General features: G+C 68.6%; 10 protein-coding genes. 6 read left to right on the forward strand and 4 right to left on the reverse strand.

What is annotated here, in order from left to right:
* On the reverse strand, nucleotides 1-1,001 hold a 1,001-nt coding region (locus ACSC1S_RS12520; RefSeq protein ID WP_435364615.1), incomplete at its 3' end, for an ArnT family glycosyltransferase.
* Between the two features lie 24 nt (nucleotides 1,002-1,025).
* Complete coding sequence (locus ACSC1S_RS12525) at nucleotides 1,026-2,444, reverse strand: arylsulfotransferase family protein (protein ID WP_435364616.1); 1,419 nt, start codon at nucleotides 2,442-2,444, stop codon at nucleotides 1,026-1,028.
* A 164-nt stretch (nucleotides 2,445-2,608) separates the two neighbouring features.
* Here ACSC1S_RS12525 and ACSC1S_RS12530 point away from each other — a divergent pair, with 164 nt between their 5' ends.
* The 3 genes from ACSC1S_RS12530 to ACSC1S_RS12540 are packed head-to-tail and all read left to right on the forward strand — an operon-like array spanning nucleotide 2,609 to nucleotide 6,657.
* Nucleotides 2,609-3,958, forward strand: a complete 1,350-nt coding sequence (locus tag ACSC1S_RS12530; protein WP_435364617.1) for a hypothetical protein — start codon at nucleotides 2,609-2,611, stop codon at nucleotides 3,956-3,958.
* A gap of 2 nt (nucleotides 3,959-3,960) precedes the next feature.
* Entirely contained in the window at nucleotides 3,961-5,835 is a 1,875-nt protein-coding gene (locus ACSC1S_RS12535; RefSeq protein ID WP_435364618.1) for an ABC transporter substrate-binding protein, read from the forward strand.
* A 21-nt stretch (nucleotides 5,836-5,856) separates the two neighbouring features.
* Nucleotides 5,857-6,657, forward strand: a complete 801-nt coding sequence (locus ACSC1S_RS12540; protein ID WP_435364619.1) for a phosphatase PAP2 family protein — start codon at nucleotides 5,857-5,859, stop codon at nucleotides 6,655-6,657.
* Here ACSC1S_RS12540 and ACSC1S_RS12545 read toward each other — a convergent pair.
* Complete coding sequence (locus ACSC1S_RS12545) at nucleotides 6,654-7,118, reverse strand: hypothetical protein (RefSeq protein ID WP_435364620.1); 465 nt, start codon at nucleotides 7,116-7,118, stop codon at nucleotides 6,654-6,656. The two genes, ACSC1S_RS12540 and ACSC1S_RS12545, sit on opposite strands and share 4 nt — an antisense overlap.
* Nucleotides 7,119-7,195: 77 nt before the next feature.
* On the reverse strand, nucleotides 7,196-8,923 hold the full coding sequence (gene ilvD, locus ACSC1S_RS12550) for a dihydroxy-acid dehydratase (RefSeq protein ID WP_435364621.1): 1,728 nt from the start codon (nucleotides 8,921-8,923) through the stop codon (nucleotides 7,196-7,198).
* 231 nt (nucleotides 8,924-9,154) lie between these two features.
* On the opposite strand from ilvD, the gene ACSC1S_RS12555 reads away from it, so the two are divergent.
* From ACSC1S_RS12555 to ACSC1S_RS12565, 3 genes are all read left to right on the forward strand, one after another.
* Entirely contained in the window at nucleotides 9,155-10,468 is a 1,314-nt protein-coding gene (locus ACSC1S_RS12555) for an alpha-amylase domain-containing protein (RefSeq protein WP_435364622.1), read from the forward strand.
* Nucleotides 10,469-10,683: 215 nt separating this feature from the next.
* Nucleotides 10,684-11,640, forward strand: coding sequence for a glycosyltransferase (locus ACSC1S_RS12560; RefSeq protein ID WP_435364623.1), 957 nt, complete (start codon nucleotides 10,684-10,686; stop codon nucleotides 11,638-11,640).
* Nucleotides 11,641-11,722: 82 nt separating this feature from the next.
* Nucleotides 11,723-12,715, forward strand: a complete 993-nt coding sequence (locus tag ACSC1S_RS12565) for a beta-ribofuranosylaminobenzene 5'-phosphate synthase family protein (protein ID WP_435364624.1) — start codon at nucleotides 11,723-11,725, stop codon at nucleotides 12,713-12,715.
* Nucleotides 12,716-12,741 lie beyond the last annotated feature (26 nt).

The following is a 12,741-nucleotide window of genomic DNA, read 5'->3' on the forward strand; positions in this document are numbered from 1 at the left end:
CCGCCTGCGAGGAACTGGAACCGGGTCTTGCCGAGGACCCACGCCGAGACGAACAGCCACACGGGCACGAGGAACCGGCGCTTCCAGAGGGCGTAGAGCCCTGCCGCGTACGTGACGACGAAGAAGGGCGTGACCGCGTCGGCCACGACGATGGGCTGGACGAACTCGTCGTACAGTCGCCCAGTCCCACCACCGAGCCCGGAGTGGGTTCCGGCGGCACCGAAGAACACGTCGAACCCGTGGTGGGACGCGACGGTCAGCCACCAGGGCGCGGTCACGAGGACCCCACCGACGGCCACGACCGCGCCGGAGACCAGCCCCATCGGCGACCGGTCGAAGGCGGCGTACAGCACGAGGTAGTTCAGGCCGAAACAGACCGCGTAGAGCGGATGGGTGAGGATGGTGAGTGCGAACAGGACCAGCCCCGGGGCGAGCCAGCGCCGGTCGCCGTGGCGGAACAGTCGCAGCCCGGCGAACAGCCCGGTGACGACGAAGAAGAACGCCGGGGCACGGTTGATGCCACCGGCCGAGAGGTGCCACTGCAGGACCGGCGGTGCGACCGCGAACACCAGCGACGCGAACGCGGCCCGGCGAGGCGTCCCGAGGAACTCCCGTGCCACGTAGAAGTACGGGACGACGGTCGCGAGGACGACCAGTCCGGGGAGCAGGCGGCTCAACAGGAACGCGTCGACCCCGGTCAGGTCCCGGACGGCCGCCACCACGTAGAACATGAGTGGCGGGTACGCCAGTGGGACACCCTCGGCGGTGTAGCCGGGGACGGTCGGCGGGAGCCCGTACCCGTGGGCGCTGATGGTGTCCGCGATCTGGACGTAGAGGCCGGCCCCGTACGCGGGATACGGGTGCGTGAGGAGGTAGCTGACGTAGACGAGCAGGCCCGCGGCCAGCGCGAGGCCGAGCCAGAGTCGGTCGTCGAACTGGCCGGTGGCCAGTCGGGTCGCGATGCGGCTGGTGGTCGAGTCGCGAGAGGTGGTGTGTTCCATGCGTGGGGACAGGCGCGAGGGCGGTCAGTCGCGTTCCAGTTCGAGTGGCTGGTGAACGGACACGGAGTAGGGTGTCCAGCGGAGTTCGAGGGCGGTCCAGACGAGCAGCGAGGCGACACCCGCGAGGGCGGCGAACACCTCCAGCGGGCCCATCCAGAGTGGTTTGACGTACATCACCGCGTTGAGTACCCGGCCGGGGAGGAGGCTCTTGGCCGTGAGCCAGAGGGAGCCGAGGAGGCCGTCGTCGCTGGCCGTGCTCCCGTCGGTGCCATCGCCGCCGGTTCCCGGGGTCTGCTCGGTCCCGTCGCCGCCGGTGCTCGATTCGCCACCGAGAGCCTGCATGCTCTGGCCGCCCGAACTCTCGTCACCGGTGCCGAGGCGCTCGGCCTCGTACGGGAAGGCTACCTCGACGCTCCAGACGACCTCGCCCTGCGCGTTCACCTCGAACACGCGGTTCCCGTTCGAGTCGGTGATGAGCGTGTTCCCGTTCGGGAGCCGGTCGGCGTCACGGGGCCACTGGGCCCGGGCGTCGCTGTATCGCCACGACTCGGTCCAGTTCCCGTCGTCGGTCCGCTGGTACTCGACGACCCGGTTGTTCTCGGAGTCGGCGACGAGTACGGCCGGGCCGCCGTTCTCGGCAGGGATGTAGTCCGGGTTGTGCTGCTCGTAGATAGTGTCGTGGTCGCCGTCGCTGCCCAGCGTCCAGTTCTCGACGAGACCGGTCTCGCGGTCGAGGAAGACGACCTGGTCCTGGTTGCGCAGGCTCACCATGAACTGGCCGTCTCTGACGACCTCGACGTCGTTGACGTGGGTCCAGTCGGAGGGGTAGGGGCCCCCGCTGGAGCGCGGGTACTCGCTCTGGGCGTCCCACGACCACTCGACCAGCTCGGTGCTGGTGTTCACGACGAAGACGCGGTCTTTCGCGATGTCGGCGACGACGTACCGGGTGTCGGAGAGCCGGTCACCGTCGTGCCAGCGGGTCGAATGTTTGCCGGGCGTGACCCTGGAGTAGACGTCGGTGACGGCCCCCGTGGTGAGGTTGACGCGTTCGATCCCGTTTCGCGTACAGACCGTCTCGCTGTTGCACTCCTCGGCGGAGAGGTGGTCGGCGTAGAGGTACTCGACGGTCGCGTTCGTCCCCTCCACGGGGTCGACGTCCCAGTAGCGGGTGTGGGTGTCGTTGTAGTACAGCGTGCTCCCGTCGGCGGCGAAGGCGACGAGTTCGGCGTTAGCGCGCGGGCCCTCGTCGGCCGAACCGAGCCAGGTGTTCGAGTCGGTCGCGATGACCGTGATTCCGTCGCGGGGCGGAACGGACTGCGTGTCGGCGTCGGTGTCGTCGAAGTCGGTCGCCCGGTCGGCCGTGACCAGTCCGAACGACAGGGTCAGAACCGAGAACAGGACGATGACTCCCAGCGCGACGCGGTACGCTCGTCTCGTGAGCATCTACCGGCACGACGATGCTCGGGTGGTTTACTATAGAGTCGTTAAGTGCGGGTCGTGAACGTTCCCCATCGCTACGGGACGGTCGGTATCGAACGCCGGTTAGGCGGTGTATAACGGTTAACTCGCCCATAATAATCCCCTTCGAGGGTCTACGCAGGTGACGAATGGGACGTGTCTCGCGCAGCCGACTGTTGCTCGTGGTCGCACTCGTGGCCACCGTGGCCATGGTCGGGTTCGATGCCCAGCCACGGGCAGGGACGGGGTCCGCGGCCCCGAAGGCCGCCGACGAGGTGAAACTCCGCCCCGTCGCGCAGGACGGCTCGACCGCCCTGTGGCCCTACACGAGCCGCGAGACGCGGTTCGAGACACTCACACTCCCCATCAACGTCGTCATCCGCGAGGACCCGGCGATCGTCCGGGCGATGTTGACCCGCGAAATCGCCGACGAGGCCCTCGACAGCGACGGGACCCAACGCGTCTTGCCCCAGCTGGGCGGCGACGTGTGGGGACAGACCCACGGCGCGACTCGCTACACCTACGTCCACGACCGGGTCGGTGACGACGGGACCTGGCAGACCGAATACGCCCAGTTGCACGTCGGCTCGTACCTCGGGAGTCGCCAGCACGTCCGGCTGTACGACGTCCCCGGCGACGACGGGCGGGCGACGGCCATCCAGGCCCATCACGAACACTGGGACTGGTTCCGCCTGCGTCACACCGTGGAGAGCACCGCCGCCGGGCAGGTGTACCTCGAACAGCACTTCTACGGCGTGCCATCGGTGAAGCAGGTGAGCCGCGAGCGCTACGCGAACGGCGGCATCCTCGACGCCGACGGCTGGGTGACGGTCGTCGACGTCCGCGACCGCCCGGCGGTTCCCCCAGGGGCCGCGGGCGGGACCGGGACACCCGCGTCGATGCCCGGTGACCCTGGCGACCTGCCGGGCGGGTCGGTGCTCGACACGCCGCTCGTCGGGCTCGCTGGACTGGCCATCGCCGGCACGCTCGCGACGGACGAGCTGGACGAGGTCCGCCAGGAGGCCGAGGATGCCCTCGAGCAGTTCCGCGAGGACCTGAACGTGACCCGTGGCCACGTCCTGCTGTTCGGGAGTCTCGCGACCATCCCCCTGGGCGTCCGCGTCGGCGGTGTCACGGTCGAACGCCTCGGACTCGTGACGAACCCGAAACTCGTCGTGGCCGCGTTCTACCCGGTACTGGTCGTCGGGCTCCCGCTGTGTGCCTACGGTTTCGCCACCGGTCTCGGATTCGCCGAGAGCGCCCTCGTGGCCGTTCTCGGGCTCCTGACCGGTGTCATCCTCGATTACACGTACCTCGGCATCGAGGTCATTCCCCGGTACGTGCTCGTCCAGCGTGCCCTCCTCCTCGGTGCCATCGCCGTGGTCGCCGCCGCCGGGACCGTCCGTGCCGACCGGCGGTGGCGCGACAACGAACTCCTCGCCGTCGGCGTCGTCTGCTGGCTCCTCGCCGTGGCGTGGCCGCTTCTGGACCTCCTCTAACGATGACGAACTCCCCTGACCCCCCGCAGACAGCTGAATCGACACGCGACCGAAGCCGACCTCGGGACGACCGGCCGAGCCTCGACCGCCGTACCCTGCTCGGTGGGCTGGCGAGCGCCGGGATGGCCGCCACCGCCGGGTGTGCCAAGAGGGCGCACTCGATGCTCAACCGGTCGACCCCCGAGCAGGTGTCGCTCTCCATCAAGACGGTCCCGGCCGACGACGACCCGGTCGCGACCCGTATCGCTCGCGCCCTCGCCACGCGCCTCCAGCAGGTCGGGATCGACGCGACGGTCGAGTTGCTCCGGCGCGAGAACCTGCTCATCGACGTGCTGTTCAAGCAGTCGTTCGACCTGTACGTCTGGCAGCTACCGGCGCTCACCGACCCCGACGCGCTTCGGTCCCTGGTCCACTCCCGCTTCGTCGTCGAACCGGGCTGGCAGAACCCGTTCGGGTACGCCAACCTCGGTGTCGACGACCTGCTCGAACGACAGCGACGGCTCCCCGGTTCGCGTCGTCAGGACGTGCTCTCGACGCTGCAAGAGCGCCTCGCACAGACGCTCCCGTTCGTCACCATCGCCTTCCCGAGCCAGGTCCGGGCGGTCCGGAACGAGACGGTTTCGTTCCAGGGCGGCCCGGAGCTACACTCGCCGGTCGGCTACTGTACGCTCGACGCCGTGGGCGGAACCGGGACGACCGGGAACGCGACGGCGACCACGACCGCGGCCGAGCCCCGGACGCTGACGGCGACCCTCAGCGACCCGCGCCAGACCGAGAACCTGAACCCGCTGGCCACGGAGTACCGCGACGACTGGACCATCCCGGGGCTACTGTACGACCCGCTCGCGCGGGGGGTCGACGGCGAAATCCGGCCGTGGCTGGCACGGAACCTCGACTGGGGACAGGACGACGGGCGGGACGGACCGGTCGCGACGCTCACCCTCCGCGAGGACGCCACGTGGCACGACGGGACCCCCATCACGGCCGACGACGTGGCGTTCACCTACCGTTTCCTCTCGGATACGTCGCTGGGCCGCATGGAGAGTCCGCTCCCGGCACCGGCGTTCCGTGGGCAGTCCACCCTGGTCGAGTCGGCGATGCCACTGGACGACCAGCGCATCCGTCTCTCGTTCGTCCCGTGCACCCGGGACGTGGCCTGGCGAGCCCTGACCGTCCCCGTCCTGCCCCGGCACGACTGGGAGCAGGCCAGCAAGCAGGCGAACGTCCCGGGCGTGCAGAACGGCCCGGTCACGCGGGCCCTCGTCCGTGACAACATCGCGCCGGTGGGGAGTGGCCCCCTGCGATACGAGTCGCGAGCGGTCCGCAACTCGCTCACGCTGGTCCGCAACGACGACCACTTCCTCCACCGGGGGGACACCGAGGGCCTGCCGTCGTGGGTCGACGGGTTCGACTTCGACGAACTCACCTTCCGGGTGGTCCCGTCGGCCGCGGTCGCCCGCGACCTCGTGCTCGCGGGTGACGCGGACGTGTCTGCGAGCCCCCTGCGGCCGGGGGCGGTACAGGAGGTGGGAGCGTCGAGCGACGTGACGCTGCACGTCAGGGACTCGTCCGCACCCTACCACCTCGGGTTCAACGTCCGGGCCGCGCCGCTCAGCAACACGCGGTTCCGCCAGGCCCTCGCCACGTTGCTCGACCGGGAGCACCTCGTCGACGAGGTCTTCGACGGGTTCGCCCGGCCCGCAGTGAGCCCGCTAGCCGCGACCGACAGCGTCCCGGCGACCCTGCAGTGGGCCGGGACGGACCCGCTGTTCCCCTTCCCGGGCGAGGACGGTGAACTGGACGCTGACCGCGCGAGACAGGCGTTCATCGAGGCCGGGTACCGCTACACCAACGATGGGAGGTTGCTCGCCCGATGACTCCCATGGAGGTGCCCTGAGATGAGCGTCCTCGCCGTCGCCGGCAGCGTGCTGGCTATGGACCTGTTGCTGTTCGTGGTCGCCGGAGCCGTGCTGTTCGACCGGCCGGCGCTGGGTGGCGCACGCGGGCGGGTCGGGTCGCGACTCCGCGAGATATCCCCGTACCTCGTCGTGCTGGCCGTGGTCCTGCTCGTCAACCGGGTCGCCCGGGACGCCGGCCCGGACCTCTCGTGGGTCATCGGCTGGAACATCACCGACGAGCTGTACGCCATCGAGGGGACGCTGGTCGCGACCATCCAGTCCGTCCAGTCGCCCCTGCTGACACAGTACTTCTCGTTCGTCTACCTGCCGGGGTACGTCTTCCTGCTGACGTTCCCCCCGGTGCTGTACTTCTGCTACCGGGAGTCGCGCCCGCTGAAGGAGACCATCCTCTCGTTCACGCTGAACTACTCGCTCGGGCTGGTCTGCTACGTGCTGTTCATCTCGTACGGGCCCCGGAACCTGCTCCCGGAGGCCGTCGAGCCCCTGCTGTACTCGACGTATCCGGATACGCAGGTGCTCACGGGCGAGGTGAACTCGAACTCGAACGTGTTCCCGTCGCTGCACACGTCGCTGTCGGTCACGACGGCGACGCTGGCAGTTCGCCACCACGACGCCTACCCGAAGTGGACGCCGGTCGCCATCTGGGGTGCCGTCAGCGTCTGTCTGGCGACCATGTACCTCGGCATTCACTGGGGGACCGACGTCGCTGCGGGTATCGTACTCGGCGTCGGGAGCGTGTGGCTGGCGGCGCGGGTGGTGGACCGGGAGGAAGAGCGTTAGGCGTCGTCGCGCCAGGGGGCTTTCGGGTCGCACTGGGTCTGGGTGGTACTGTGCCCGTAGCCGAGACTGCCGTCCGGTTCGACCGAGACGGATGCCTGGACGCACCCGTTCTCGGCGACCAGTTGCTCGCTCGTGAACGCGGTGACGGTCGGGTCGTCGTCGAGTCGGACGCGAACCTCCCAGTGACCCGGCGCTGGGTCGAAGTCCGGTGGAGCGACGAGCGCATTGTAGAGTCGCTGGTCGGTCCGACCACGGATCGGAATCGACTCCTGGAACTGCCGGGATTCGTCGCGCCACAGGTCGAGATGGAACGTGTGTGGCTCGGGGCGCTCGTTCTTCAGGTAGACCGCGACCAACCTGGCCGGGTCGTCGGCACCGTTTGCGCTGAAACAACCCGCGAACGCACCCGCTGCTGCTGTCGAGACGGTACCGAGGAAAGTTCGGCGTGAGAGAGACCGCATCGTGGCGCTCTGGACGCCGAGAACGGGAGTAAACTAGCTCCCTGACATAGACAAAACCAGAAACGCCAGTGTAGGGATTACTCCCGCTTCGCGCCGGGGTTGCTCACCGCGCCGTTCGCGGCCGACCCGAAGTCACGGCAGTACTTCGCGAGCACGCCGGTCGTGTACGACGGTTCCGGCTCCTCGCGGGCATCGAGCCGCTCCTGAATCTCCTCGTCGGAGACGTCCACGGAGAGTTCGCGGTTCGGGATGTCGACGGTCACGACGTCGCCGTCTTCGAGCGCGCCGATGGGGCCGCCAGCGAACGATTCGGGGGCGACGTGGCCGATCATCGGGCCACGGGTCGCGCCGGAGAACCGGCCGTCGGTGAGCAGCGCCACGTCGTCTTCGTGACCGGCACCGACGACGGCCGCGGTGACGCCGAGCATCTCGCGCATGCCGGGGCCACCCTGCGGGCCTTCATTACGAATCGCAATCACGTCGCCCGATTCGATGTGGCCCTCCTGGACGTACCGCATCGCGTCCTCCTCGTTCTCGAAGACGCGGACGGGGCCCTCGTGGTAGAAGTTGTCCTCGCCGGTGACCTTCAGGACCGCGCCGTCGGGCGCGAGGTTCCCGGTCAGAATCTTGATGGCACCCTCCTCGTGGAGCGGCTCGTCGACCGGGTAGAGGAAGTCCACGTCGATGTCCGCGTCGTCGGGAAGGTCGCCCTCCGCTTCGAGGTGGGCGATTTCCTCGGCCATCGTTCTCCCAGTCACGGTCATAGCGTCGCCGTGGAGGTAGCCGCCCTCCAGCAGGCGGCGGAACACGACCGGGACGCCCCCGACCTCGTGCAGGTCGTTCATGACCCTGGTGCCGCCGGGCTGGAGGTCGGCGATCTTGGGCGTGCGTTTCGATATCTCGTCGAACTCCTCGATGGAGAGGTCGATGCCCGCCTCGGCGGCGAGCGCGAGCAGGTGGAGCACGGCGTTGGTGGAGCCGCCGATGGCGACCTGCAGCGCGATGGCGTTCTCGAAGGACTCCTTCGTGAGGATGTCGGAGGGACGGCGGTTTTCCTCGACCACTTCGAGGGCGAGTTCGCCCGCGCGGCGGGCGACCTCGTAGCGTTCCTCGTCCTCGGCGGGCGGGCTCGCGGAGCCGAGGGGGGCCATCCCGAGCGCCTCGGAGATGGAGGCCATCGTGTTCGCGGTGAACATCCCGCCACAGGAGCCCGCGCCGGGGCAGGCGTGGCGTTCGAGGTCGTCCAACTCCTCCTCGGTCATGTCGCCGGAGGCCACTGCCCCGACGCCCTCGAAGACGTTCTGGACCGTGACCTCGCGGCCCTCGTGCTCACCGGGCATGATGGAGCCGCCGTAGAGGAACACCGAGGGCAGGTCGGTGCGGATGGACGCCATCAGCATCCCGGGGAGGTTCTTGTCACAGCCCGCGACGGTGACGAGTGCGTCCATGCGCTCGCCGAAGCTGACCAACTCGACGGAGTCGGCGATGACCTCGCGCGAGATGAGCGAGGCCTTCATCCCTTCAGTCCCCATCGAGATGGCGTCCGAGATGGTGATGGTGCCGAACTCGATGGGCATGCCCTCGGCGTTCTCGACGCCCTCGATGGCGGCGTCGGCCACGTCGTCGAGGTGGACGTTACACGGTGTGATGTCGGCGGCGGGGTTCGCCACACCGACCATCGGGGAGGAGAGGTCGGTGTCGTCGTACCCCATCGCACGGAACATCGCCCGGTGGGGGGCGCGTTCCGGTCCCTCCGTGACTTCACGGCTTCGGAGGTGCTCTGGTTTGTCCGGTCGGTCGTTCATGCTCGGGTGGTAGCCACGAGACGCCTTAAGTCCCGCCGACGGGACAGATGTTGCTGTCGACGGTGGGGGTAGTGCCGGTGATTCGACCCGGCGAGACGCCATCCGGGTCGGTGTCCTGCGCTGACTCCACTACAACACCAATAGTTTGTAACCAACCCGGGATAACCTCAATCTATATTCGAGTGAAAATCTAGTGGCTTTATCTATTATGTACTATTACTTCGCAGATGCATGTCAGAGGAAGACAGCCACACCCCTGCGACGCACACTCACGACCAACCCACGACGACACGGCGTGGGGCGCTCCGCGGCATCGGCGCAGCCATCCTCGGGACCGTCGGCGGCGCAGCCGCCCTCTCGGCGAACAGCGAACCCGTCAGCGCCGCCGCTGGCGAGGACGCAGTCCTCCAGTACTACCACACCCCGTGGACCGAGATCACCGGGAACATGAGCAAGGTCGCGGACGCGGGTTACGCCGCCATCCAGGTCCCGCCGCCGCAGAAGAGCAAACTGAGCTGGGAGGACCAGGACGAGAACAACCACCCGCCGCTGGGCTACCAGCCCATCGACAACGACTCCTTCGACAGCGCGTTCGGGACCGAGGCCGAGTACCGCGAGATGATCTCGACCGCCCACCAGCACGGTGTCGAGGTGTACGCCGACATCGTCCTCAACCACATGGCGTACATCGGCGACGGCGAGTTCGACTTCCCCGAGTTCTCCCGGCCGGACTTCCACGACTGTCGCTCCATCGACGACTGGGACGACCAGTGGCAGGTCGAGAACTGCGACCTCCTCGGGCTCAAAGACTTAGAGCAGGAGTCATCGTACGTCCGCGGCGAGCTGAAGGAGTACATGGGCAAGATAGCCGACTGCGGGGCCGATGGCCTGCGCTACGACGCGGCCAAGCACGTGCCCAAGTGGTTCTGGCGCGACTACGCCAACCAGTGGGCCGACGAGTTCGGCCTCGACTACCGCGTCGCCGAGGTGTTCCACAGCGACATCGACTACGTCGCGCCCTACGCCGACACCGGCATGAGCGTCACCGACTACCCGCTGTACAACGCCATCCAGGGCGCGTTCAGCGACGGCGGGAGCTTCACCAACGTCGACGGCGCTGGTGTCGTCAACCAGAACCCGTTCGCCGCACAGACGTTCGTGGCGAACCACGACAGCGGGTTCCCACAGTACACCGACCTCGCGCGCGCCTTCGTCCTGACCTACGAGGGCTATCCGCGCCTGTACAAGGCCGGCCTCGACGACAGCTACGTCAACCAGCTGCTCTGGATCCGCAACAACCTCTGCGGCGGGCCCGCCTACACCCGGTACGTCGACGACGACCTCTACATCTACGAGCGCTACCAGAACGTGCTCGTCGGCCTCAACAAGACCGACCAGTGGCGCGGCGAGTGGGTGTACACCGGCTGGACGGACACCACCCTCAAAGACTACTCGGGCAGCGCTGCCGACGAGACCGTCAACAGCGACGGCTGGGTCCAGGTCTGGTTCCCGCCGAAGGGCTACGCCGCGTTCGCACCGTACTGACCCCGCGACAACGACGGCCGGGCCGTCGTGCCCCACGACAGGCCGTCATCCCGACTCCATCGTCCGCACACCACACCTGTCAGCCACTGCGTGTCCCCTTCCCGACGTATCGGACCGTGCCGTCCCGTGGCGCAGGCTCCCGGACAGGAACAGGTTAGGGGACTGTCGTCTCGGATTTCAAAACCTTCTTGCGCGGCGCAAGTAGATGAACCGATATGGACCCCGTCGTCGCCGTCGCCCACTATCCCGAAGGAGCCGGCCACGCCACACGCATGCTCGCGGTGGCACAGGCCCTCGAAGCCCGCGGGGCAGCAGTCCACCTCGCCGGTGGTGGCCCCGGCCAGGAGTTCGTCGAGTGCCAGGGCTACGACGAGTTCGTCCCCGCCAGCGTCGACTACATCGGGGACTACCAGAACGGTGGAAACCTCCTCCGCGTGCTCACCCACAGCGTCCCGATGAGCGGCAAGCGCGTCCTCGACTACGCGGGCTGGCTCCGCCGGCTCGACCCGGACGCCATCGTCACCGACGACATGTTCGCCGCGATGGCCGCCACCCTGACCGGCACGCCGCTGCACGTCCTCACGCACAACTCGCCGCACTTCTACGATGCGGTCGTCGAGGAGGTGTTCACCTGGCTCCTGACGAAGTACCAGATCAGCTCCGGCGAGCAGTTCCTCTACCCGTCGGTGTGGCCGGCCTGCAACGCCGACCCGAAGGGCGTCACCCACATCCCGCCGATCGCACTGGAGGGCGACGGCGAGGCCGACCCGGACCCGATGGACGCGATTCTCGTCCCCAGCTACTACTCCCACGGGTTCGACGCGCTGGAGCGGACGCTCACCGAACAGGGCCACGACGTGACCCGGGTCGGCAGCGACGACTGGGAGTCGGTCCCCGCGATGCTCCCCTACCTCGAAGCCGCCGACGTGGTCGTCTGCTCGGGCTACTCGACCGTGATGGAGGCTGCCGTCGCCGGCACACCGTGTGTCATCTGGCCCTTCACCGACGAACAACACGGCGTCTCCCGCGTCATCGAGAAGACCGGCGTCGCCGGCTTCCAGGTGGAACACTCCATCCCGCACGTCGCGCGAGCGGTGCGCCAGCCCCCGGAGGAGCCCGACTTCGAGAACGGCGACGACACCGCCGCAGAGCACGTCCTCCGGGCGCTCTGAGCGGAACGTCCCACCCCACGCCGACACCGGATACCGTTGCCACCGCCGCAACCGTTTCTCACCTCCCCCCGTAGGTGTGGGTATGGCAGTCGTCTCGACCGGTGCGCGTCTCCACTTCGGCTTCCAGAACCTCTCGCTGGCACACGAACGGCTCTATGGAGGACTGGGCGTCGGACTCGCGGAGCCGCGGGCTCGTATCGAGGCGACACGTGCGGACTCGCTCCGCTGTGACGACCCGGACGTCGAACGCTACGCGGAGCGGGTGTTGACGGTGCTCGACCTCCCCGGGGCCGAGGTCCACGTCGAGGACAGCCTCCCGCGCCACGTCGGGCTCGGGAGCGGGACCCAGCTCGCGCTCGCGACGCTCGTCGCGGTCGCAACAGCGTACGGCCGCGAGGTCGACGTCCGGGCGCTTGCGCCACAGCTCGGGCGTGGCGGTCGCTCCGGTGTCGGCGTGGCGACGTTCGAATCCGGCGGCTTCGTCGCCGATGCCGGGCATCCGACGACCCGGTTCACGAGCGCGCCACCCGCCGACGGCGAGTGGACCGTCCCCGCAGTGGCGACCCGGCACGAACTCCCGGGGAGCTGGCGCTTCGTCCTCACCGTCCCCGACGTCCCCGCCGGTCGCAGTGGCTCGCGCGAGAACGAGAGCATGCGCGCCGTGGTCGAGCGTGCCGACGCCGCGGTCGCCGACGAGATCGCGGGCATCGTCACGCGGCAGTTGCTCCCCGCGGCTGCGGAGGGTCGCCTCGACGCCTTCGGCACCGCCGTGAGCGAAATCGGCCGGCTCAACGGCGCGTGGTACGCCGACGAGCAGGGCGGCGTGTTCCGGCCCCCGGTCGGGACCATCGTCAGCGAACTCGCCGAGTCGGAGTCACTGACCGGCGTCGGTCAGTCGTCGTGGGGGCCGACGGTGTACGGCCTGACGGACCGCGCCCGGGTCGAGGACGCCCGTGCCGCGGCGGAGCGGGCGCTCGACGCGGCCGACGTGGAGGGGCAGATCCTCGTCTGTCGGCCCGGCAACACGGGAGCCTGGGTCGACACCGGGTCGCGCGCCGACCCCGAAGTTCGGTGAGCGTGGCCGGGGGGAGTCTGGCTGCT

The sequence above is a fragment of the Haloarchaeobius pelagicus genome (assembly GCF_051207375.1).
Taxonomy (GTDB): Archaea; Halobacteriota; Halobacteria; order Halobacteriales; family Natrialbaceae; genus Haloarchaeobius.